17 protein-coding genes are annotated in these 24079 nt (G+C 63.9%); 4 read left to right on the top strand and 13 right to left on the bottom strand.

Annotated features, from left to right (window positions below; genetic code table 11):
• Positions 1–112: 112 nt before the first annotated feature.
• On the bottom strand, positions 113–1225 hold the full coding sequence (locus tag ENHY17A_RS06555) for an S-(hydroxymethyl)glutathione dehydrogenase/class III alcohol dehydrogenase (protein WP_159711195.1): 1113 nt from the start codon (positions 1223–1225) through the stop codon (positions 113–115).
• Between the two features lie 194 nt (positions 1226–1419).
• Positions 1420–4785: an amidohydrolase family protein gene (locus tag ENHY17A_RS06550; RefSeq protein ID WP_159711193.1), complete on the bottom strand. Its 3366-nt coding sequence runs from the start codon at positions 4783–4785 to the stop codon at positions 1420–1422.
• Between the two features lie 141 nt (positions 4786–4926).
• Here ENHY17A_RS06550 and ENHY17A_RS06545 point away from each other — a divergent pair, with 141 nt between their 5' ends.
• On the top strand, positions 4927–6009 hold the full coding sequence (locus tag ENHY17A_RS06545; RefSeq protein ID WP_159711191.1) for an AI-2E family transporter: 1083 nt from the start codon (positions 4927–4929) through the stop codon (positions 6007–6009).
• A 9-nt stretch (positions 6010–6018) separates the two neighbouring features.
• On the opposite strand, the gene ENHY17A_RS06540 is transcribed toward ENHY17A_RS06545, so the two are convergent.
• From ENHY17A_RS06540 to ENHY17A_RS06525, 4 genes are all read right to left on the bottom strand, one after another.
• Positions 6019–7305: a methyl-accepting chemotaxis protein gene (locus ENHY17A_RS06540; RefSeq protein WP_236547784.1), complete on the bottom strand. Its 1287-nt coding sequence runs from the start codon at positions 7303–7305 to the stop codon at positions 6019–6021.
• Between the two features lie 115 nt (positions 7306–7420).
• The gene (locus tag ENHY17A_RS06535) at positions 7421–8245 is read right to left on the bottom strand and encodes an HpcH/HpaI aldolase/citrate lyase family protein (RefSeq protein ID WP_159714242.1); all 825 of its coding nucleotides are present in this window, start codon (positions 8243–8245) and stop codon (positions 7421–7423) included.
• Positions 8245–8697: a MaoC family dehydratase gene (locus tag ENHY17A_RS06530; protein WP_159711187.1), complete on the bottom strand. Its 453-nt coding sequence runs from the start codon at positions 8695–8697 to the stop codon at positions 8245–8247. The genes ENHY17A_RS06535 and ENHY17A_RS06530 overlap by 1 nt, the downstream gene beginning before the upstream one ends.
• A gap of 95 nt (positions 8698–8792) precedes the next feature.
• Positions 8793–10652: an acetyl/propionyl/methylcrotonyl-CoA carboxylase subunit alpha gene (locus tag ENHY17A_RS06525; protein ID WP_159711185.1), complete on the bottom strand. Its 1860-nt coding sequence runs from the start codon at positions 10650–10652 to the stop codon at positions 8793–8795.
• Positions 10653–10729: 77 nt separating this feature from the next.
• Here ENHY17A_RS06525 and ENHY17A_RS06520 point away from each other — a divergent pair, with 77 nt between their 5' ends.
• On the top strand, positions 10730–11146 hold the full coding sequence (locus tag ENHY17A_RS06520) for an endonuclease domain-containing protein (protein WP_159711183.1): 417 nt from the start codon (positions 10730–10732) through the stop codon (positions 11144–11146).
• A gap of 32 nt (positions 11147–11178) precedes the next feature.
• Here the strand turns inward: ENHY17A_RS06520 and ENHY17A_RS06515 are convergent, their stop codons facing one another.
• The 3 genes from ENHY17A_RS06515 to ENHY17A_RS06505 are packed head-to-tail and all read right to left on the bottom strand — an operon-like array spanning position 11179 to position 15553.
• A complete protein-coding gene (locus tag ENHY17A_RS06515; protein ID WP_159711181.1) occupies positions 11179–12780 on the bottom strand; it encodes a carboxyl transferase domain-containing protein in 1602 nt (533 codons plus the stop codon).
• Positions 12777–14402 (bottom strand): AbgT family transporter, encoded by a 1626-nt coding sequence (locus ENHY17A_RS06510; RefSeq protein WP_236547783.1) that lies wholly within the window; start codon positions 14400–14402, stop codon positions 12777–12779. Before ENHY17A_RS06510 ends, ENHY17A_RS06515 begins: the two co-directional genes overlap by 4 nt.
• Positions 14399–15553, bottom strand: coding sequence for an acyl-CoA dehydrogenase family protein (locus tag ENHY17A_RS06505; RefSeq protein WP_159711179.1), 1155 nt, complete (start codon positions 15551–15553; stop codon positions 14399–14401). Before ENHY17A_RS06505 ends, ENHY17A_RS06510 begins: the two co-directional genes overlap by 4 nt.
• Positions 15554–15704: 151 nt before the next feature.
• Here ENHY17A_RS06505 and ENHY17A_RS06500 point away from each other — a divergent pair, with 151 nt between their 5' ends.
• Together ENHY17A_RS06500 and ENHY17A_RS06495 are read left to right on the top strand one after the other, a co-directional pair.
• A complete protein-coding gene (locus tag ENHY17A_RS06500) occupies positions 15705–16931 on the top strand; it encodes a GNAT family N-acetyltransferase (RefSeq protein WP_159711177.1) in 1227 nt (408 codons plus the stop codon).
• Positions 16928–18406: a lipopolysaccharide biosynthesis protein gene (locus ENHY17A_RS06495; RefSeq protein ID WP_236547782.1), complete on the top strand. Its 1479-nt coding sequence runs from the start codon at positions 16928–16930 to the stop codon at positions 18404–18406. Before ENHY17A_RS06500 ends, ENHY17A_RS06495 begins: the two co-directional genes overlap by 4 nt.
• Positions 18407–18425: 19 nt before the next feature.
• Here the strand turns inward: ENHY17A_RS06495 and ENHY17A_RS06490 are convergent, their stop codons facing one another.
• The 4 genes from ENHY17A_RS06490 to ENHY17A_RS06475 form a co-directional block, all read right to left on the bottom strand.
• Positions 18426–19817 (bottom strand): alpha,alpha-trehalose-phosphate synthase (UDP-forming), encoded by a 1392-nt coding sequence (locus ENHY17A_RS06490; protein ID WP_159711175.1) that lies wholly within the window; start codon positions 19815–19817, stop codon positions 18426–18428.
• Positions 19814–21613: a glycoside hydrolase family 15 protein gene (locus ENHY17A_RS06485; protein ID WP_159711173.1), complete on the bottom strand. Its 1800-nt coding sequence runs from the start codon at positions 21611–21613 to the stop codon at positions 19814–19816. The genes ENHY17A_RS06490 and ENHY17A_RS06485 overlap by 4 nt, the downstream gene beginning before the upstream one ends.
• On the bottom strand, positions 21610–22374 hold the full coding sequence (otsB, locus tag ENHY17A_RS06480; RefSeq protein ID WP_159711171.1) for a trehalose-phosphatase: 765 nt from the start codon (positions 22372–22374) through the stop codon (positions 21610–21612). Before otsB ends, ENHY17A_RS06485 begins: the two co-directional genes overlap by 4 nt.
• Positions 22375–22593: 219 nt before the next feature.
• On the bottom strand, positions 22594–24069 hold the full coding sequence (locus ENHY17A_RS06475; protein ID WP_159711169.1) for a flavin-containing monooxygenase: 1476 nt from the start codon (positions 24067–24069) through the stop codon (positions 22594–22596).
• Between the last annotated feature and the right edge of the window lie 10 nt (positions 24070–24079).

Raw genomic sequence — 24079 nt, 5'->3', positions numbered from 1 at the left:
TCACCCCGGACTTGTTCCGGGGTCCACTAAGCCGCTTGCGTGGAGCAAGCTTCTCTTACGCTTTCGTTTGCCGTCCGGTGGACCCCGGAACAAGTCCGGGGTGACGGCTCATTTAATACACAACCACGCTTCGAATGCTCTCGCCCGAATGCATCAGGTCGAACCCCTTGTTGATCTCGTCCAGCGTCAGGACGTGGGTGATCATCGGGTCGATGGCGATCTTGCCGTTCATATACCAATCGACAATCTTGGGCACATCCGTCCGCCCCTTCGCGCCGCCGAACGCGGTGCCCTTCCACACGCGCCCGGTAACGAGCTGGAAGGGGCGCGTCGCGATTTCCTTGCCCGCTTCGGCCACACCGATGACGATCGATTCGCCCCAGCCGCGGTGGCAGCATTCAAGCGCGGTGCGCATCACCTCGGTATTGCCCGTGCAGTCGAAGCTGTAGTCCGCCCCGCCCCCGGTCATCTCCACGACCTTGGCGACGATCTCCTCGCGGCTCATGCCCTTGGTGTTCAGGAAATGCGTCATGCCGAACTGGCGGCCCCAGTCTTCGCGGTCCGGATTGACGTCGATACCGATGATGATCGACGCCCCCGCCAGCCGTGCGCCCTGAATGACGTTCAGGCCGATGCCGCCCAGCCCGAACACGACAACCGTCTCGCCGACCTGAACCTTGGCGGTATTCACCACCGCGCCGACGCCCGTTGTCACGCCGCAACCGATGTAACAGCTCGTCTGAAACGGCGCGTCCTCGCGAATCTTCGCAACCGCGATTTCTGGCAGGACGGTGAAGTTCGAAAAGGTCGAGCAGCCCATATAATGGAAGATCGGCTGGCCCTTGTGGCTGAACCGCGTCGTACCGTCGGGCATCAGCCCCTTGCCTTGCGTGGCGCGGATCGCGGTGCACAAATTGGTCTTGCCCGAAAGGCACGACTTACACTGGCGGCATTCCGGCGTGTAGAGCGGGATGACATGATCGCCCGGCGCGACGCTGGTAACGCCTGCGCCGACTTCGCGCACGATCCCGGCGCCTTCATGGCCCAGCACCGAGGGAAAAATGCCTTCGCTGTCGAGCCCGTCGAGCGTGTACGCGTCGGTATGGCAGATGCCGGTCGCCATGATTTCGACTAGCACTTCGCCCGCTTTCGGCCCTTCGAGATCGAGTTCGACGATTTCGAGCGGGCGTTTCGCTTCGAAGGCGACGGCGGCGCGGGTTTTCATGGGGGAGTCTCCTGTGTTGGGGGAGCAGTCGCCGACTGGCCCCCGCCGCGTCAAGCGCAGGCTTGGACGAAACGCTCGTTTTCCCAGAACCATCCCTACCCCGTTCGCATTGAGCTTGTCGAAATGCTGTCCTTTTCTTCGTGCCAAGAAGGACAGTGCTTCGACAAGCTCAGCACGAACGGGATGGGTGTGGCTCAGCGCTCCGCTTCACCCTCCCACCAATAAGAACCGCGGCCACCGGTACCGGTCTCGACCTCGCGCATCGTCGCGGCATCGTAGAGCCGCCCGCCGAGCATCACCCGCGACACGCGTTCGGTGTTGCGGATATTCTCGGTGGGATCGCCGTCCAGCACCAGCAGGTCGGCGAGTTTGCCCACTTCCAGCGTGCCGATGTCGCGCGCCATGCCCAGCGAACGCGCCGCTTCGCTGGTCGCCGTCGCCAGCGCCTCGACCGGGGTCATCCCGCCGCGTGCGAACGACCAGATGTCCCAGTGGATCGCGATCCCCGCCTGCTGGCCATGCCCGCCCGCCGCGACCGGCACGCCTGCCTGCGCCAGCTTCCTCGCTTCGCGCGCGGATTCGTCGTCGACGAAGTTGCTGTCCGGTGCCTTCACTCGCCGCGCATTGTCAGCCAACAATCGTGCCGGCGGGGTATGCGCTTTCAGCAGCGGCTGCGCATAGACATCGGTCGCCTGACGCCAATAGGGATCGCCCGCCAGACCGCCATAGGTGACGCCAAGCGTTGGCGTGTAAGCGACCCGCGTCTGGCGGTACATCTGCACCACATCGTCGTAGAATATCTCGAGCGGGATGTTGTGCTCCAGCGTGTTATTGCCATCGGCAACCAGATTCATGTCCATGCCGTAGAGCGAGCCACCCTCTGCCACGACCTGCATATTCTCCAGCCGCGCGGCTTCGACCACCTGTTGCCGCTGTTCGCGCCGCGGCTGGTTGTAGTTCTTGACCGAATGCCCGCCCTGCGCCTTCAGCCGCCGGACATGCGACAGCGCATCGTCTAGGCTGTTGATCTCCGCATAGACGTCGGCAGCGCGCGCGCCATAGACGATCTCGCCGGTGGAAAAGATACGCGGCGCGACGATCAGACCGGCACGCTGCATTTCGGACGCGGCAAAGATTTCGCTCGCCCGGTTCGACGGATCGTGGATCGTGGTCGATCCCAGCGCCAAATTCTGAACCATAGACCAGTTGGTCTGTGGGATCAGTTCCCCCGTCCCCGCCGGGCCATGCGCGTGTGCGTCGATCAGGCCGGGGATGATCGTCTTGCCCGCAACATCGACCATGGTCGCACCTGCCGGGATCTGCACACTCGCCCGCGGACCGACTGCGGCGATGCGGTTGTCGCGGATGACGATCACACCATCGTCGATCACCCCGCCATTGTCGCCCGCCATCGTGACGATCCGCGCACCGGTCAGCACTGTCGTGCCGCGGTGGATGGCTGCATCTTGCTGCATCGCCAGCGACACACCCGATGTCGGCGCGACGAAGCCCGGCACACCCTCGGGCCGCGGGGCCATCGGGAAGAGCTGCGCGGTCTCGGCCGTGTAGACCGTCGGCCCCAGGCTCCAGTGCAGCCGGTTACCGTTCGATGCCCAATGGATGTAATCGCCGCCCGATCCGGAAACCTTGGTCACCGGCAGCGCCTTCGACGTTGCCGACAGTTCCACCGTCTGGTTGCCGGGCATCAGCGGCACGACATAGGCTTCGTAATTCTGGCGGAACGCGACGAATTCGCCGGTTGGCGACACGACGTAATCGGTGACGAGTTCGCCCGCCGCGTGAACGCGTTTAGCTTCGCCAGTCAGCGAGGTGCTGACCAACTGACGCTTGCCGTCATCCTGGCCGATCATGAACACGCGGTCGCTCGACGATCCGAAATGCGGTGCGCCCATGCCGCGCGCGACCATCTCCGGCGCGCCACCCGACGCCGCGACGCGGTACACGCCGGGGTCCTCCGACCAGCGCGGGCTGGTCAGGTTGCCGCCCGCGTTGCGTTCGAACACGATCGTATCGCCATCGGGCGAGAAATGCGGGCGCGCATAATGACCCGGCCGCGTCGTCACGTCTCGGGCATTGCCGCCGCCCGAACCAACGGTGCGGATCGTGCCCAGACCCTCATCGGTCCAGCCGACGAACACGATCTGCCGCCCGTCGCGCGACCAGCTGGGGAACAGTTCGAACCCGTCGCCCCCGCGCGTCAGCCGCCGGGCCGCGCCGCCACCCATCGGTTTGACGTACAGTTTGCCCAGGCTTTCGAACACCACCTGACGTCCGTCGGGCGAGACGCTCGCGAAGCGCGGCATCTTCGTCGTGAACTGATCGGGCGCGACATCGACTGCGAATTGCGGCGGGTCGATCACGTCACGCGTGTCGTTGATCGTGAACGGAATTTCGCGCGCATTCGCGCCGTCGGCATCGACGCGGTTAATCTTGCCCTTGGCCCAGAACACGATCGAATCGCTATCGGGCGTCCACGCCATGTTGGGATAGACGCCGGTCACCGCCCAGGTCTCCTGAACGTCCTGATCGAGATCGTCGTAGATCTTGCGCTCGACGCCCGATTCCAGATCCTTGACGTACAGCTTCGACCGCGTCGCCTCGCGCCGGACGAACGCGATCTTCTTGCCATCGGGCGAAGGCTGCGGACGCACCGATCCGCCCAGCCCGGTCACCGCCTTGGTCACTTCGCCAGTGCCCAGATCATAGCGTTCGATGTCGAACAAACCGGTGTTCGAATCCTGCGCATATTCGAAGATCGGCCCCGGCGTGACGTTGCGCGTATAATAGACGCTCTCGCCATCGGGGGCGTAGACCGGCTCGCCCAGTTCCTTCTGATGCTGTTCGTTGGGCCGCTTGACCAGCAGCACCCCTCCCCCGCCAGACACATGGTACATCCACACCTCTCCGGTGCCGAGCGAACGGCCGGTGGTGAAATGCTTCTTGGCGACGATGTAGCGCCCGTCCGGCGACCAGCTCGGCTGGTTGAGCAGGCGGAAATCCTCCTTCGTCACCTGACGCTTGTCGGACCCGTTGGCGTTCATCACCCAGATATTGTCGCCGCCGCCGCGATCGGAAGTGAAGGCAATGCGGCGTCCATCGGGCGAGAAGCGCGGATGGACTTCCCAGGCCAGCCCTTCGGAAATCCGCGTCGGCGTGCCCCCCGCAATCGGCATGGTGTAGATGTCACCGAGCAGCGTGAACGCGATCGTCCTCCCGTCGGGCGACACGTCCACGTCCATCCAGCTCCCCTCCGAAACGCGGATCGGAATTTGACGGATCGGCGCGCCGGTCGGACGATTCACATCCCACTTAGTGGGCTTGGCCGGCGTAGTTGCTGCGGCCGGCGCCGGCTGTGCGGCGGGCGCCACGGCGGGCGCGGGCTGGGGCAAGGGTTTCGGTTCTTCGCCTTGGCGCAGCGTCTCATCCTCGGGAGCTTCGGTTGCCTCTACCGGCGGAGCGGGCTGCGGTGCGACCTGAGCCTGCACATCGGCAGCGGCGAGCGCGGTAAGCGAGACGAGCGCAAGCGCGAGCGATTTCATGGACTTCCCCTTTGGATGTTCTGATCTTTGGTTGGGCGCGACTATTGCGGCGTAAAGCACCAAGCGCAATGCGGGAACGATTGCCGACCTCACGCTTTGTCGCGTATCAGGCGGCTAAGACAGTCGCGGGGGGTCTTTTTGATGCACGAACAGAATGAACGCGCAGGCGGCTGGCTGTCGCCAAGTGCCGCAACCTTTGCCGGACGCGTGGTCATCCTGATCGCGCTGGTCGGTGTCGCGGCGCTGCTATTGCAATTGACCGGCCTGTTCCTGCTGCTGTTCGCCGCGATCGTTTTGGCGGTGGTGTTCGACGCCATGTCGCGCCTTATCACCCGGATCACGCGTCTGCCGCGTGGCTGGTCGCTGACCTTGGGCATCCTGTTGCTGCTGGGTGCGTTTGCGGGCGTGTTCGTGCTGTTCGGCACGCAACTCGCGCAGGAATTCGAAACCATCCGCGAGCAATTCCCCAAGGCGCTTGCTGCTATCGAGGCGCAGCTCAACACTTGGGGTCTGGGCGAACGACTGCGCACCGTCATTTCCAGCGGCACCAGCGACATTTCGTCGATCATGAGCCGCGCGGGCGGCTATGTCGTTTCGGTCGGCAGTGGGCTCGCGGATTTCGCGTTGGTGCTGGTCGGTGCGATCTTCCTCGCGACCCAGCCCGCCGTCTATCGCCGCGGCTTCCTCTATCTGATCCCCAAGCGCGCCGAACCGACTGCGGAGAAGGCACTCGACGATTCGACCGCAGCGTTGCGCGGCTGGATGGTCGGGCAATTGATGTCGATGGCGGTGGTCGCCGCCCTCACTTGGTTCGGGCTGCTGCTGCTGGGCGTACCCGCGGCAGGCGGTCTGGGTCTGATCGCAGGATTGCTCGACATCATTCCGTTCGTCGGCCCGATCATCGCGGCGGTGCCCGCTGTCATCCTGGCCTTCACGGTATCGCCCGCAACCGCACTGTGGACGATGGCGCTGTTCCTGCTGGTGCAGCAGGTTCAGGGCAACGTCCTGCAACCGCTGATTCAAAAGCATGCGGTCGATGTGCCGCCCGCGGTACTGCTGTTCGCGGTGGTGGGCGCAGGCACCTTGTTCGGGTTTCTGGGCGTGCTGCTGGCGGCCCCGATCACGGTCGTGACCTATGTCCTGATCCAGCGCGTCTATGTGCAGACCATCCTGGGCAAGCCGATCCGCATCGCGGTCGAAGCGGATGGCGACAACGGCGCCTGACCGAGCCGGTCAGATCGCCCGCATCTGATCGATCAGTTCCTTGGTTTCGCGAGCGACGGCTTCCGCGCTCACATGCAGCCGTTCGGCGGTGACGCACATCGCCTGCGCGCGATCGGACGCCGTCCGGGCGTTGGTGGCGATCGCGCTGGCATCCTGTTCCACGCCAGACGCTGCCTGCGCTGCCTCCGCCACATTGGCGGCGATTGAATGGGTCAGCGATTCCTGTTCGGCGACGGCTGATTCGATGGCTTCCGAACGCTGGTCGATGCGCGTGATCGCTGCCTCGACCGCCTGATGCGCCAATCGCACTTCGCCAACCGCCTCTCCGATATCGGCGACATGACCCACAACGCGCGTGGCGGCCGCCGACGTCTGGTGCGACAGCAATTTGATCTCGTTGGCCACGACCGCGAACCCTCGTCCGGCATCGCCAGATCGGGCCGCCTCGATCCCGGCATTCAACGCGAGCAGGCTGACCTTGGTCGCGATGTCGCCGATCAACGCGATGACGTGATCGACGGACGCCACCGATCGCGCCAGGTCGTCGGTGCGGCGGCTGCCGTCCGCGACCAGCGACACCGTGGTGTCCACCAGCGCGCGCGCATCCCCCGTACTGCGCCGGACCTGCCCCAGCGATGCGACGAGTCCCCGCCCCTGATCCTCGATCGCAGCAAGATGCGCGCTGCCCTGCGTAATCGCGGCTGCGACCGCCCCGGCATGGGCGCCGGTCCGGATCGATCGCTCGGCGGTGGTCGCTGCGTTTTCGTGCACGGTGCGCGCAAGTTCGGTCATGTCGGCAAGTAACGTCTCGACATGGCGTTCGAACGTGGCGGTGGCCACCGCAATGCGCTGACTACGCTCCAGCTGACGTCTGGCGCGCGCCACCTCGTGTTCGGCGGCCAGATTGACCAGCCGCCGGTTGGTCAGCACCGCGATCAGCTTGCCGCCTTCGGTCAGGATCATGCCCTCCGATCCTTGCGCGGTGCGATAGATGTCGATCAGGCGCGGCACCGAATGGCTGGCATCGGCGACCGGCATCGGCATGACGAACGCGCCCAGCGATCCACCGAAGCTGGGATTGCGGAGCAGCGCATGGCCATATGGGTTCAGCAGCAATTGCCGAACGTCGCGGTCGAACACCGCGCCGACCGGGCGTTCGTCGATATCGACTACCGGCAGCACGCGCATGTCGGGCTGGCTGCGAAACAACTCGATCACTTCGCCAAAGGGTGCGTCGTGCCGTACCCGTTGCGGACGGCGCTCGTCAGGCGTCAACCAGGGAGCCGAGTCGCGCATCGGCGCGGGCGGAGAGGCAAATGCGACCATGCCGCAGTCGCTAACCGATCAGTGGTAAACACTGGCTTAGGATTTGGTGACACTTTGATGACAAATGGCGGTTTTCCGCGCTTTGTTACACCCGTGAGAGCAGCGCCCGAGCCTGTTTCAGATGCGGGGCGTCGATCATCTTGCCGTCCAGTTGCAATGCGCCTGCGGTCGGGTTCGCCTCGAACGCCGCGATCACTGCCTGGGCGTGCGCGATTGCCGCCTCGTCGGGCGTAAAGGCCGCGTTGATCGCCGCAACCTGCGCCGGGTGAATCGCCATCATGCCGGTGAATCCGTCGCGGTTGCCGCGCGCGGCATAGGCGGTCAGCCCGTCGACATCCTTGATGTTCGGCCAGACCGTCTCGATCGCGGGCACACCCGCGGCATGTGCGCCGAACAAGGTCAGTGCCCGGACCATCTTGTACGGGTCGGTATAGCCGCCATCGTCCTCGCGGCTCGACACCGCGCCGATCGCGGCGGGCAAGTCCTCCGCCCCCCAGGTCAACCCGCACAAGCGATGGGCGACCGCGCCGTAATCGCCGAGCAGAAACACAGCACGCGGGGTTTCGGTCGCGACCGGCAGGATCGGCGGTGCGTTCGGCCCCAGTTTCGCGACCAACGCATCGACCGATGCCGCGCCTTCTGCCTTGGGCAGCATCACGCCATCGGCATGGCGCGCAACCGCGACGTCCGCATCGACAAAATCGCTGTCGATCGGGTTCACGCGGACGAAGACATGCGCGGTGTGGGTGCCCTTCAAGAACGCCGCGACGGCGTCGCGTGCCTCGTCCTTCTTGGTGGACACGACTGAATCTTCGAGGTCGAGGATCAGCGCATCCGCCCCCGACGCCAGCGCCTTTTCGAAGCGCTCGGGACGGTCGCCGGGCACGAACAGTAGCGAGCGTAGCCGCATCATGAAGCCTTGCGCTTCAAGAGCGCTGTGCGCAGGCATTCGCACACCACATCGCCATGCTGGTCGATCAATCGGTGGCGAAAGGTGACAAGCCCTGCTTCGGGCCGCGATTTGCTGTCGCGCAGTTCGACCACTTCGGTTTCCGCGCGCATCGTGTCACCGATGAATACCGGCTTCGGCATAACGACCTTGTCGTACCCCAGATTGGCAACGAGCGTGCCCAGCGTCGTGTCGCCCACCGACAGTCCCACCATGAGCGCAAAGGTGAAGGTGCCGTTGACGAGGATGCGACCGAACTCGCTCGCCTTGGCGGCTTCCGCATCGAGATGAAGCGGCTGCGGATTATGCGTCATGGTGGAGAACAGCAGATTGTCCGTCTCGGTCACCGTGCGGTGCAGGTCGTGCGCGATCGCATCACCGACCTGCCATTCGTCGTAATGCTTACCAGCCATATATCCGTCCTCAACCCGTTGGTTTCGAGCGAAGTCGAGAAACCCCTTCCTGCCGCTGCGTTTCTCGACTTCGCTCGAAACGAACGGGGATAAGGTTACTCCGCCCGCTCCACCTTTGCCAGCAGCGCGCCTTCGCTCACTTGCCCACCAACGCTCGCGTTGAACTCCGCCACGACTCCGTCGAACGGCGCCGTGAGCGAATGCTCCATCTTCATCGCCTCGAGCGTCAGCAATTTCTGCCCCGTGACTACGACATCGCCCGCCGCCACTTCGACCGCGATCACCTTACCCGGCATCGGCGAGAGGATCGCGCCGTCCGACGCGGCACCGCCCGCGACGCCATCGGTGCGCGCGAGCGTGATCGCAAAGGTCTGCCCACCTTCGTCGATACGAACCTGATCCCCGTCAACGCGGACCCAAGTGCTTTGCTCGTCCGACGACTCGACATCGTGCATCTGCCCCGCCACCGACACGCGAACCCGGCGCACCGAATCGGCATTGAGGCGAAAGCCGGGTATGGCGGGCGTCGCGGCAAACGGCTCCATCAATCGCGCCGCCGCCGCTGATAGCGCAAAGGACGACGGCTGCGCGTCGGGCATCAACGCATCACCTCGCCGCTCGATCAGCCCTGTATCGAGCCGCCCAGCGACGAAATCCTCGTCCGCCAGCGCCTTGAGCAGGAACGCGCCATTCGTCCTGACCGGCCAGACGATGCTTGACGCCACCGCATCGGACAGCAATTCGATCGTCTCGTCGCGGTTCGGGGAATGCGCGATCAACTTGGCAATCATCGGGTCGTAGAACGGCGTGACTTCGCCGCCCTCCTCTACGCCGGTATCCACGCGGATGCCGTGATCGGCGAGGTAGCATTCGGTGAGCGGACCGGTGCTGGGCAAGAATCCCTTGGCCGGATCTTCGGCATAGAGCCGGACCTCCATTGCCGCCCCGTCGATCGACAACTCGTCCTGCCGCTTCGGCAAGGGCTCTCCGCTCGCCACCCGCAACTGCCATTCGACCAGGTCGACGCCGGTAATCTCCTCGGTCACCGGATGCTCGACCTGCAGCCGGGTGTTCATTTCCATGAACCAGATGCGGTCGGCGCACAGGCCTTCGCTGGCGTCGGCGATGAATTCGATCGTCCCCGCACCGACATAATCGACCGACTTTGCAGCACGTACTGCGGCTGCGCAAATTTCCTGTCGCGTGGCCTCGTCCATGCCGGGCGCGGGCGCTTCCTCTATCACTTTCTGGTGGCGGCGCTGGAGCGAGCAGTCGCGTTCGAACAGATGGACGACGTTGCCGTGGCGGTCGCTGAATACCTGGACCTCGATATGGCGTGGGCTCAGGATGTATTTCTCGATCAGGACGCGGTCGTCGCCGAACGACGACGCCGCCTCGCGCTTGCACGACAGCAGCATGTCGGCGAAGTCGGAGGCTGCATCGACGCGCCGCATCCCCTTGCCGCCACCGCCTGCAACCGCCTTGATGAGCACCGGATAGCCGATCACGTCGGCTTCCGCCTGCAACCGGTCGGCGCTTTGATCCTCGCCCAGATAGCCGGGCGTAACGGGCACCCCTGCCGCGATCATCCGCTCCTTGGCGGCGTCCTTCAGTCCCATCGCGCGGATGCTGTCGGGATTGGGTCCGACCCAGATCAGTCCGGCGTCGATCACGGCTTGGGCGAACTCGGCGTTCTCGGACAGGAAGCCATAGCCGGGATGGATAGCCTCCGCGCCCGTCGCCTTGGCCGCCGCGATGATCTTGTCCCCAACCAGATAGCTTTCGCGCGCAGGCGACGGCCCGATTTGCACCGCCTCATCCGCCTGGCGAACATGCAGCGCCTGCGCGTCGGCATCCGAATAGACCGCGACGGTACGAATGCCCATGTCGCGCGCAGTACGGATGATGCGGCAAGCGATCTCGCCGCGATTGGCGATGAGGAGGGACTGGATCATGGGTGCTACTTCCAATTCCTCCCCGAGCTTGTCTCGGGGAGGGGGACCATGCGAAGCATGGTGGAGGGGGTATCGACATGCTCAGGGATATTGCGCCCAAGCCCGCGCCGGGTGGCGTCATGCACGCGAGAAAGCTTCGCAAAGCGATGTCTCTGCCGGAAGTACTGCTGTGGCAGGCGCTGCGCAGGCGACCCGACGGACTCAAGTTTCGCAAACAGCATCCGAGCGACGTCTACACGCTCGATTTCTACTGCGGCGACGCGCGGCTGGCGATTGAGGTCGACGGCGAGGCGCATTCGCGTGGAAATCGACCCGTTCGTGACGCGGCGCGCGACGCATGGTTTGAGCGTCACGGTATTGCGACGTTGCGGATTCCGGCCTCGGAGGTGTTGCAAGACTTGGACGCCGTTATTCACCACATCGTGCATACTGCTCGGGCGCGGTTGCCCCTCCACCACCCGGCTGTGCCGGGCGGTCCCCCTCCCCGAGACTAGCTCGGGGAGGATTGAAGAGCCGCTATGTCTCATCACATCCGGAACACGCCGAACGCCGGGCGCTCCGGAATTGGGGCGTTCAGCGTCGCGGCGAACGCCAGCCCCAGCACGTCGCGCGTCTGCGCCGGGTCGATGATGCCGTCGTCCCACAGCCGCGCGGTGGCGTGCCAGGGATTGCCTTCATCCTCGTATTTCTGACGGACGGGTGCCTTGAACGCCTCGGTCTGCGCTTCGTCCCAGGTCTCGGCATCGCGGTGGACCGTCGCGAGCACCGATGCCGCCTGCTCACCGCCCATCACCGAAATCCGGCTGTTGGGCCAAGTGAACAGGAAGCGCGGATCGTATGCCCGCCCGCACATGCCGTAATTGCCCGCGCCGAAGCTGCCGCCGATCAGCACCGTGATCTTGGGCACGGTCGCGGTGGCGACCGCAGTGACCAGCTTCGCGCCATGCTTGGCGATCCCCTCCGCCTCGTACTTGCCGCCGACCATGAAGCCCGAAATGTTCTGGAGGAACAGCAGCGGAATGCGCCGCTGGCACGCCAGTTCGATGAAATGCGCGCCTTTCTGTGCGCTTTCGCTGAACAGCACGCCGTTATTGGCGATGATCCCGACCGGCATCCCCCAGATATGCGCGAAGCCGCAGACGAGGGTGGTGCCGTACAGCGCCTTGAACTCGTGAAACTCGGATGCATCGACCAGCCGCGCGATCACCTCTCGCACGTCATAGGGTGCGCGGACGTCCTGGGGCACGATTCCGTAAAGCTCGCTCGCGTCGTATTTCGGCGCGCGCGGGTCTTTCAGCGCCACATCGACGGCGCGGTCGGCTGGCAAATGGCTGACGATATCGCGCACGATGGTCAACGCATGTTCGTCATTCTTGGCGACATGATCGACCACACCCGACTTGCGCCCGTGCAGGTCGCCGCCACCCAGATCCTCGGCACTGATGACTTCACCGGTCGCCGCCTTCACAAGCGGTGGTCCGGCGAGGAAGATCGTGCCCTGATTGCGCACGATGACCGTCTCATCCGACATCGCAGGCACGTAAGCTCCGCCCGCGGTGCAGCTCCCCATCACGCAGGCGATCTGCGGAATGCCCTTGGCCGACATGTTCGCCTGATTGAAAAAGATGCGCCCGAAATGGTCGCGGTCGGGAAACACTTCCGCCTGATGCGGCAGGTTTGCGCCGCCCGAATCCACCAGATAGATGCACGGCAACCGGTTGGCCTCGGCAATCTCCTGCGCGCGGAGGTGCTTCTTGACCGTCATCGGATAATAGGTGCCGCCCTTCACCGTCGCGTCGTTGCAGACGATCATCACCTGTCGGCCCGACACGCGACCGATCCCGGCGATCATCCCCGCGCCCGGAATCTCGCCGCCATACATGTCGCCGGCAGCAAGCTGTCCGATTTCCAGAAACGGCGACCCCGGATCCAGCAGCCGCTCGACACGGTCGCGGGGGAGCAATTTGCCGCGCCCCTCATGCTTCTCTCGCGCTTTCTCGCTGCCGCCAAGCGCCGCCTTCGCGACATCGCCGCGCAGCCGGTCGACAAGCGCGCGGTTGTGCGCAGCATTGGCGTGGAAATCGTCGCTGTCGGGCGCGACCTTGGACGCGATCACCGGTGCGCTCATTGGCCGACGATGCCGGGCGCGGCATAGAAGACCTGCGCCCCCGGCCCCAAGGGAAAGTCCATGAACACCCACATCACCACCATCGAAATCCCCAGCACCATGAAGGTCAGCGCGAACGGTAGCATCAGCGCCAGCAGCGACCCCACCCCGAACGACTTGTCCCACCGTCTCGCGAACGCCAGGATCAATGGGAAGTAACTCATTAGTGGCGTCATGATGTTGGTGTAGCTGTCACCCATCCGGTACGCGGCCGTGGTCATCTCCGGGCTGATCCCGAGCAGCATGAACATCGGCACGACAACGGGGGCAAGCGCGCTCCACTTGGCGCTGGCAGAGCCGATAAACAGGTCGAGGAAGGACGAGAGCAGCAGCACGCTGACCAGCAGGAACGGTGCGGGCAGGCTCAACGTCTGAAGCGCTTCCGCGCCGTTGATCGCGATGATCGGCCCCAGTCTCGACCAGTTGAACATGGCAACGAAATGCGCGGCGAAGAACACGAAGACGATGTACGGTGCGAGGGTAACAATGCCCTCGCGCATCATCGCGGTCACGTCGTCGGACTTCTTGATCGTGCCGGCGGCAACGCCGAACGCGATACCGCAACTGACGAACAGCAGGAAGAAACCGGCAATCAGCGCGCCGTAAAAGGGCTGGAGCTGCGCGGTCCCTTCGGCTTCCGCGTCGATCAGCGGACTGTAACCGGGGATCATCGTCAGCGCAGCGTACAGTCCAACGATCGCCAGCGCCGCCAGCCCCGCCCAGCGCAATCCGCGTTTTTCCTGAGGCGTGACTTCCGATCGCTCAAGCTCGGCCTTCATATCGGCATCCGCCTCGCCGCCCCATTTGCCCAATCGCGGCTCGACCACCTTGTCGGTGATGAACCAGATGGCGGGGGTGAAGATCACCACGATCGACAGGATGAACCACCAATTGCCCAGCGGATTCATCGTCCAGCCGGGCTCGACGATGCGCGCCGCTTCCTGCGTGAAGCCGAACAGCAGCACGTCGATCTGCCCGGGCGTGATATTGCCCGCATAACCGCCCGAGACCGCGCCGAATGCGGCGGCGAGCCCCGCCAGCGGATGCCGCCCCATCGACGCATAGATGATCGCCGCGAGCGGAATGAACACGATATAGGCGGCGTCCGACGCATGGTGCGACACCATACCGATGATCGCAACGATCGGCGTCAGGATGGCGCGCGGCGCATTGCGCAGCGACGCGCGGATCAGCGTCGAAAACAGCCCCGACCGCTCGGCCACCGCGGCACCCAGCATGATGACCAGGATCAGCCCCAGCGGCGCAAACCCGCTCATCGTGCGCGGCATTTCGGTCAGCAACCGCCCGATATTCTCCGCGGAAAACAGGCTGGTCGCCGAATAGGTCAGCGTACCGTTTTCAAGGCTAGCCCAGGCGGGTGCGGTGTCGCCGGTATAGGAAAGATCGGCCGACCAACCGAGCCATTGCCCGAACGCCGACAGGATCATCAACGCAATGATCAGATAGACGAAGATCATCGTCGGTTCGGGCAGCATATTGCCCGCCCGTTCGACAAAGCCCAGGAAACCGCGTTGTCGGCGGCTCAGATCGGGCGCCTCGGCGTAGTTGGTGTCGGCGCTCAAGATGCCGCCCCGATCAGCTCGCGTCCGATCAACATGCGCCGGACTTCGTTGGTGCCCGCGCCAATGTCGAGCAGCTTGGCATCGCGCAGGAAGCGTTCGACCGGCCAGTCTTTGGTATAGCCCGCGCCGCCCAGCGCCTGGATCGCCTCACCTGCCACCTTGAACGCACTTTCGGACGCCAGCAGGATCGCGCCCGCCGCGTCGAAGCGCGTGGTCTTGCCCGCGTCGCAGGATTTGGCGACCGCATAGACATAGGCGCGCGCCGAATTAAGCGCGACGTACATGTCGGCGATCTTGGCCTGCATTAACTGGAACGACCCGATCGGCGTCCCGAACTGCTTGCGCTCGCGGACATAGGGAAGGACCACGTCGAGGCACGCTTGCATGATGCCAAGCTGGATACCAGCGAGCACGGTGCGTTCGTAATCGAGTCCCGACATCAGCACGCCGACACCGCCATTTTCCGGCCCCATGACCGCGTCGTCGTGTACGAAACAATCGTCGAACACCAGTTCCGCGGTCGGGCTGCCGCGCATCCCCATCTTGTCGATCTTCTGACCGATCGAAAATCCCTTGAACGATTTTTCGATCAGAAACGTGGTGATGCCGCGTGACCCTTCGCCGGTCTTGGCATAGACGACCAGCACATCGGCATAGGGGGCGTTGGTGATCCAGAATTTTGTGCCATTGAGGACATAGCCACCATCGGCCTTCTCGGCGCGCATCTTCATGCCGACGACGTCACTGCCCGCGCCCGCTTCGGACATCGCCAGACTGCCGACATGCTCGCCCGAAATCAGTTTGGGCAGGTACTTTGCCTTCTGATCCTCGTTCGCCCAGCGCGCGATCTGATTGACGCAGAGGTTGGAGTGCGCACCATAAGACAGACCGATCGAAGCGGAGGCCCGGCTGACTTCTTCACAGGCGATGACATGTTCCAGATAGCCCAAGCCCAGCCCGCCATCCGCTTCCGCGACGGTAATCCCATGCAGCCCGAGTTCGCCCATCTGGGTCCACAAATCGTCGCGCGGAAACCAGTCCTCGGCGTCGATCTTCGCAGCGAGCGGCGCGATTCGGTCGGCAGCGAACCGACGCGTCACGTCGCGGATCATGTCCGCATTCTCGCCCAACGCGAAATCGAAATCGTGCATTCTCGTCTCTCCTTGGGGCGCAGCCCTAGCCGATCCCGTCAGCATTTGAAAATCGCCGTCGCGCAAAAAGATCGCCGCGTTTTCCCGATCGTTAGGGATTGTGCGCTACGCCCGCGACCATGCGGGACACGACGCGACATTCGGTGACATAATGGCGGCAATCGACCGTATCTCCACGATCGGCGCGCGTCGGACGAGCGCGGTCGATGTCGATCTCTATGCCGGGTTTCCGGCGGCGATCGATGCGCTGGCGGGCCGCGCGCATCCCGGCCACCGGTTTCTCCGCGCCAACTGGTTTGCGGCATCCGCACCCGAAGGCGGCTCGACGCTCATCGGGCGCAGGCTGGACGGATCACCGATCGCCGCCATCCCGGTGTCGCCCGTGGGGCCGATGATGATCGGGCTGGGCAACGTACCCGGCGCCTATTGGCCGTTTCGATACGCCGTTGTCGATGCCGGGGCAAGCTGGTCCGAACTCGCCGCGATGCTGGCCCATGCGGGCACGCGCGCGGCACTGTCCCCGATGTGGCGGATGGGGCCGGTCTATGCCGACGAACCGGCGACAGTGGCCTTGGTCCGCGCGGCGAAACGCGCGCGATGGACGGTGCTGACGCGGTCGCTGGGGCGCAGTTTCACGCTTGATCTGAACGCCCCGGACTGGCCGCGCAGATCGACGATCAAGCGGCTGGGCGGGTATCGCCGACGGCTGGAAGCCATGGGCGATCTCCGAATCGAAACCGTGCGTGGTGATGGCTGGACAACCAGCGTGTTCGAATCGCTGGGCGAGGTCGAGGCGGCAAGCTGGGTCGGCACCTCCACCGACGGCAGCGGTGCCAAGTTCCTGCGTCCAGAACAGCGCGCAATTTGGCAGCGGGTTGTCGCCGATCCGGTCCTGGCCAACGCGTTGTCGGCGACCATCTTGTGGCTCGGCGACAGACCCATCGCGTTCAGCTTCGACCTGACCTCCGGCAACCGGCAATATGCCATCGCGTCGAGTTTCGACGCGGAGTTCAGCGAACACCGCGTGGGCAAGATCGTCACCTATCACCAATTGGCAGAGGCGCGCGAAGCAGGCGTCGCGCAGGTCGATTTCGGCACCGGAGACAGCGGCTACAAACGCGAGATCGGCGCGGTGCCAACTTTCGAAATCCACGATTATCTGTTCGTCCGCAATCGCTCCGCGGCCGCGCTGTTGCGGCTCAAATGGGAAGGCCGAGCACGCAGCGACAATGATGACGACACGCCGATCGAACCGTGGGACGACGAATTGATCGCGGCGGCCGCACTGGGTGCGGCGAAGCGCGATCCAATCGGTAATCTGGAACAGATATTGCTCGCCGGAATGCTCGCCGCGACATCAATCGCGCTTGTGGAATGACGATCCAGACCCCCATCGAAGCTGCGCCGGAGGACCGGGCAAGCGGCATGATCGCGCGGGTGCGATCGGCGGTATTCTGGCGATCGGGCAGCCAGTTCGCGGCGCAACTCGTGATGTGGGCATCGACGTTCCTCGTCATCCGGTTGTTGGAGCCCGAGGATTACGGCCTGTTCGCAATGACTCAGGTCGTGCTGGTGCTGCTCAACCTGATGAACGGCTGGGGTTTTGCCTCGGCGCTGGTGCGCGACGAACATTGCACGCACCACCAGCAGCGTCAGGTGTTCGGTATGCTGGTGCTGCTCAATTTCAGCTTGGGCGCGGGGCAATTCCTGCTCGCGCCGCTGGCAGCGGATTATTTCAACGAGCCGATGGTGGCCGACCTGTTGCGGGTGCAGGCGATCCTCTATATCGCCAATCCGTTCATGGCGTTGCCCAGTGCGCTGCTTGCCCGCCGCATGGATTTCAAACGTCAGGCTCAGGTGCGGATGGTGTCGGCGACGCTGGGGGCGATCACCGCGTTCGCCTGCGCGTCCACCGGCTGGGGCGTATGGACGCTGGTCGCCGCACCGATGGTCTATTTCTTCGCCGAAGGGATCGGCATGAGCTGGGCGGCGCGCGCCTGGATGTGGCCGAGCTTCGATTTCCGCGGCGCCACGCATCTGTTCCGCTTCGGCGGGGCGATGATGCTCGTCCAGTTCTTCTGGTTCGTGCAGAGCCAGTCGGACGTGTTCATCGGCGGACGCTATTTGTCGGCGCACGACTTGGGCATCTACACGACGGCATTGTTCCTGACCCAGATTCTCGCGTCCAAATTCGTGCCCGCGCTCAACGAGGTCGCATTCGCGGCTTACGCCCAGATCCAGGACGACCGGGCGATGCTGGCGAGCAGCTTTGCCAAGACCGTGCGACTGATCCTGCTCGTCACCCTGCCCGCCTATGTCGGTATGGCCGCGACCGCCGAGCCCATGGTGCTGACGTTTCTGGGTGAAAAATGGGTCGAGACCGCAGCGATCATCCCGATCCTGGCGCTCGCCATGCCGTTCCTGACGCTGCAAATCCTGTTCGCGCCCGCCACCAATGCATTGGGGAAGCCGGGGATTGCACTCGGCAATTCGGTCGCGGGGGGCCTCGTGCTGCCGGTGTCGTTCGGCGTGGGGATCGCGTGGGGCATCACCGGGCTGTCGATTGCGTGGTTCGCGGGAATGGCGGCGCTCACGATTGTGACGGCGATCCGTTCGATGCCGGTGATCGGCGCATCGTGGCGCGCGCTGGGTACGGCGATCGCGCCGGGCTTGTTAGCGGCACTGGCGATGGGCGTGGTGGTGGTGGGGATCGACGGCGTGCTGCCCGCGCTTTCGCCACCATTGACGCTACTGGTTCTCGCCGGGCTGGGTGTCGCGACCTATGCCGTGCTGTTGTGGCTATTCGCGCGCAACACCGTTCGCGAAGCCTGGGCGTTGTTGCGCAACCGCTGATTCGCGCAGTTCTTGATACTCAAGCCGTCGCCCGTTCCCCCATCAACGCATCCGTAAACCGCTTGCGCCACCAGATCACGTCTTCCGCTTCCACATTGTCCATCATCGCGCGCCAGCGTTTCTTGCGTTCGCGCAGCGGCATTTTCAGCGCCTTGATGATCGCGTCCGACATCTCTTCGGCGCTGTACGGATTGATCAGGACCGCCCCGCCCTCCATCTGCTTCGCCGCGCCTGCAAAGCGCGACAGGATCAGGACGCCGGGGTCGTCGGGATCCTGCGCCGCGACATATTCCTTGGCGACCAGATTCATCCCGTCGCGAAGCGGCGTCACCAGCCCGATCTTCGCCGCACGATAAATGCCCGCGAGTTGCGCGCGCGGATAGCCCTGGTTGACGTAGCGGATCGGCACCCAGTCGGTATCGGCGAATGCGCCATTGATCCGTCCCGACAGCCCCTCCAGGGTCGCACGGATTTTCTGATAGCTCTCCACCTCGCCGCGCGATGGCGGCGCGATCTGGAGCAGAAACACCTCTTTGCGCTCCTCGGGATGTTCGGCAAGAAAGCGCTCATACCCCAGGAATCGCTCTTCCAGCCCCTTTGAATAATCGAGGCGATCCACCCCCACCATCATGTCGCGCCCGTCCGCCGAATCGCGCATGCGCCGGTTGGCCAACCGAGCAATCGGGGATTTCGACGCTTCGACGAATTCCGCGGTGTCGATGCCGATCGGCGCGGCAACCACGCGTAGCGCCCGACCATCGAGCAACAGGACGTCATCCTCGCTCTCGACCGCACCCAGATCCTTGATCGCATAATCACGGAAACTGTCGAGCCATTCCTCGGTATGAAAACCAACCAGATCATAGGCGAACAGGCTTTTGACCAGTTCAGCCGCTTCGGGAAGCGACCCGAGCAGGCGACGTGGCGGCCACGGAATATGCAGGAAAAACCCGATCCGATTTTCGCACCCGCGCGCGCGCAATTCGTGGCCCAGCGGGAAGAGGTGATAATCCTGCACCCACAAAACGTCGTCCGGCTCGATCAGCGGGCGGATGGTGTCGGCGAATCGTTCATTGACGCGCTCATACCCACCCGCAAAGCCGCGCTCATACTCGGCCAAATCGATGCGATAATGGAACAGCGGCCACAGCGTCCGGTTGGCGTATCCGTTGTAATATTCCTCGACGTCCTGCTGCTCGAGATCGATCGTCGCGGTGGTGACGCCCTGCACGCGTTCGAAATTGATCTGGCCGCTGAATTTGTCCGTGACTTCACCCGACCAGCCGAACCACAAACCGCGATATTCGCGCAGCGCCGCCGATAGCGCGACCGCGAGGCCGCCTTGCGCACCCGCATCCGATTTCGCCTTTGGCGCGGATACGCGGTTCGAAATGATGATCAGGCGGCTCAACGGATCGCACTCCACGGTTTGCTCAGCAGGACGGCGCAATTGATCATGCCGACCAGCGAATAGGTTTGCGGGTAATTTCCCCACAACTCCCCCGTCACGGGGTCGATGTCTTCGGACAGCAGCCCCGCAGGCGTCCGCCGCGACAGCATTTCCTCGAACAATTCCCGCGCGTCCTTGTCACGCCCGGTGAAATGCAGCGCCTCGATCAGCCAGAAGGTGCAGACGTTGAATGCGGTCTCCGGCAGTCCGAAATCATCCTCGGTATCATAGCGCAGCATATGGCTGCCGCGCCTTAACCCATGTTCGACCGCTTCCAGCGTGCCCAGAAACTTGGGATCGTCAGGCGCGAGGAACCGCAGGTCGAGCAATTGGATCAGGCTTGCGTCGAGATCGTCGCCCGAAAACGTCGCCGAAAGCCGGTTGGTGTCGGGCCGCCATGCCTTGTCGAGGATCGTCGCCTTGATCCGGTCGGCGCGATCCTGCCAGAAATCGCGGCGCTCGGTTAAACCCAGCCGGTCGGCGGCATTCGCCAGCCGGTCGCATGCCGCCCAGCACATCGCGGTCGAATAGGTATGGACCGATTGCCGCGTGCGCAATTCCCATAGGCCCGCATCGGGCTTGTCGTGCAACTGCCATGCACGCTCGCCGACGCGTTCCAGGCTCTCGAAATCCTCTTCGCCCGCCATCCGGAACAGCCGCTCGTCGAAAAATGCCTGGACGTTCGACAGGACGATCTGGCCGTACGCGTCGTGCTGGACCTGAACATACGCCTCATTGCCGACCCGCACCGGCCCCATGCCGCGATACCCCGCCAATCGCGGGGCCTGAACCTCCGTCAATTCAGCCTCGCCCAGCACCGAATAAAGTGGCTGGATGTCGCCGCCCTTGGCCTCGTCCACGATGTTGCGGAGATAGCCGAGATAGCCCTCCAGTACGTCCAGCGCGCCGACGCGGTTCAGCGCCTGCACGGTATAATAGGCGTCCCTGATCCAGCAGTAGCGATAGTCCCAGTTCCGCTCGGAACCGGCATGTTCCGGGATGGACGAGGTAAGCGCCGCGACGATCGCCCCGCTTTCCTCATGCTGACACAGCTTCAGCGTGATCGCCGAACGGATCACCACATCCTGCCACATGAACGGCGTCGCCAATCCGCGCGACCAGCCCTGCCAGTGGCGCGTGGTATAGGTCAGCATCTCCTCGATGGTGATCGCGATATCGCCGCCGAAACTCTCGTCGGGGCCGAGGAAGAAGTGCAGCGGCTTTTCGATCCGGAACACCCGCTCGTCGGTCAACGCGCCGACCGGGGCGGTGGTGGTCAACCGTAATTGCAACCCTTCGAGCAAGTAGCGGACGTGGTTCGACCCGCTGGTCGTCTGAACGGCGGGATCGCCCCAGCCGCGCGTGGGGCGAAGACGAACCTTGATCCGCGGGCTACCCCGCAACGGGCGCACGATCCGCGCAAAGGCGACGGGGCGGTACATCCGTCCAAGCCGCTCGAAGCGCGGACAGAAATCGATGATCTCGATCGCGCCGCCGTGCGCATCGGTCAGCGTGGAAACCAAGATCGGCGTGTTGCGCAGATATTCCTGCGTCACCGACACACGGTCGATCAGGTCGATCGCCCACAGGCCCACCGCGCCGTTCTTGTCGGGATCTTGCCCGTCCAGCAGCGACGAAAACAACGGATCGCCATCGACACGCGGTACGCACCCCCAAACGAATCGCGCGGAGGTATCGATCAACGCCGACACCTGACAATTTCCGATCGGCCACAGATCAAGGCTGGGCTGGGTCATGCCGCTTCTCCTGCTTCGTCCAACCAGGCGAGCACGTCGCCAACATCGTTCAGGCGATAGGTCGCAGCGGTATCTCGCGGCGGCCCGACCAAAATCCCGGCGCCCCCATTCGCGACGACGGCTTCGAAACCGGGCTCGTCGGTCAAATCGTCTCCCAGGAAGATCGGACGGGCACCGGCAAACGGAGCGCCATCCAGGAAATGTGCGATCGCCTGACCCTTGTCGCCGGGGACGCGAACTTCGAATACCATTTTGCCTCGCTGCAAACTCAGATCATGATCCGCCGCCAGACCGGTGGCGAGCGCCTCGGCGGCCTGCTCGGCGGTCGGCTTGCCGCGATAGTGGAGCCCGACGCCGAAGCTCTTCACCTCGACCACCACGCCCGGATTGGCGTCGGCAAAACGCTGCATGGTCCCGATCACCTGATCCAGCGCTCGGGGTCGATCGGGCACCTCGCCGCTGCCCCCCGCCGCGCGCAACTCGGCCCCGTGGCTGCCGCTGGTCGCCAGCGTCAGCCCGCCGAACAATGCATCGAGTTGTTCGATCGAGCGCCCACTGACGATCGCGACACGGCCATCCAAACGATCGGCCAGCCGCGCGATCAGCGCATGCAGCCGTGCATCGACCGCAACCGCATCGGGCAGCGGTTCAATATCGACCAGCGTTCCATCGAAATCGAGGAAAAGGGCCGCGCCACGCAGCAAATCGGTTGGCGGGCGCGTCAGGGGTACGCCGGATGTGGCGCGGGCGTCATCGGTCATCGCCGAAGCTGTCATGTCTATCAGTGCCTCCCGGGTTGATAGGCCAACACGAGCGAGCGCCGTGGGTTCCGAAATTTGTTGCGATAGCGAAAAAAGCGGCAGATTGGGTGCCTGCTTCCCGTCATTGCGAGCGTGGCGAAGCGATCCAGCGCGCCGCGAAAACCGACGGGATTGCTTCGCTACGCTCCCAATGACGCAGAGCTAGAGCGCCTTGCCCGCTCACGCCGCCCGCTTCGTCCTCCCCGGCTCGGGGTTAGAAAATTCCATATGGTCGTCGATCGACCCGTATTTCAGCGCGATGATGTCCTTGGTGTAGTTCTGGTGCAGTTTCCAGGGTGCCTTGCTGCCCTGTTTGGGAAACTTGTCCATCGCGCGCGTGACATAACCCGACGTGAAGTCGAGGAACGGCACTTCCTCCATCGGCTCGCCGTCCAGTCGCGGGGTGCATTGCCGGACGCCGCGATCACGCATCGTGTTCAGCAGCCGACAAACATAGCCGCAGGTCAGATCAGCCTTCAGCGTCCACGATGCGTTGGTATAGCCGAACGACAGCGCCAGGTTCGGAATGTCGCTGAACATCATCCCCTTGTAATTGAGCGATTGCGCCGGATCGACCCGGGTGCCGTCGATCGACAGCTCGATCCCCGCCATCAACTGCAACTCCAGCCCCGTCGCCGTGACGATGACATCAGCGGGCAGTTCCTCGCCAGATTTCAGCCTGATCCCGGTCGGCGTGAACCGGTCGATATGATCGGTGACCACCGACGCATCGCCACGTTTCAGCGCCCCGAACAAGTCGGCGTCGGGGACGAGGCACAGCCGCTGATCCCAGGGATTATAGGTCGGCGTGAAATGCTTGGCGACCGTCTCCTCCCCCAGATGGTCGCGCGCCCACCCCAGAATCCGCTCCTTTGCCTTGGCCGGGTATTTCCGAGTGCGCGAGAAGAAGAATTGGCCGAGCAGCACGTTCTTCCACCGCACTGCGCCATACGCGACCTTGGGCGGCAGTCGTCGCTTCAGCCACTCCGCGACCGCATCCTCGGAAGGGCGCGACACGACATAGGTGGGCGATCGCTGAAGCATGGTGACATGGGCCGCCTGCTTCGCCATTTCGGGCACCAGCGTCACCGCGGTCGCGCCGCTGCCGATCACGACGACGCGCTTGTCGGCATAGTCCAGGTCATTTGGCCAGAATTGCGGATGGACGATGCGGCCCGCGAACGTGTCCGCGCCCGCGAATTCGGGCGAATACCCACGCTCGTAATTATAATAGCCCGAGCAGAGATGGAGGAAGTTGCAGGAGAACTGCACCCGTTCCCGTTCAGGCCCGCGCTCGACCTCGACCGTCCAGCGTGCGTCCGGGGTCGACCATTTCGCGGACAGGACTCGGTGGTGCAGCCGGACTTTCCGGTCGATCCCATTCTCGCGCATCGTCTCGTCGAGATAGGCCAGGATCGATGGACCGTCGGCAATCGCCTTTGCCGCGGTCCAGGGTTTGAACCCGAAGCCCAGCGTATACATGTCCGAATCCGATCGGATACCGGGATAGCGGAACAGGTCCCACGTACCCCCGATCGCCTCACGCCCTTCGAGGATGACGTAGCTGCGGTCGGGACAGCGCGTTTGCAGATGATAGCCCGCACCGATGCCGGAAATTCCGGCACCCACCACCACCACGTCGAAATGCTCGACCATCGACCCTCAT

The sequence above is a fragment of the Sphingomonas sp. AX6 genome (assembly GCF_902506605.1).
GTDB lineage: Bacteria > Pseudomonadota > Alphaproteobacteria > Sphingomonadales > Sphingomonadaceae > Sphingomonas.
The sequence above is the reverse complement of the archived record's forward strand: the minus strand, read 5'-3'. Positions and strand labels throughout refer to the sequence as shown.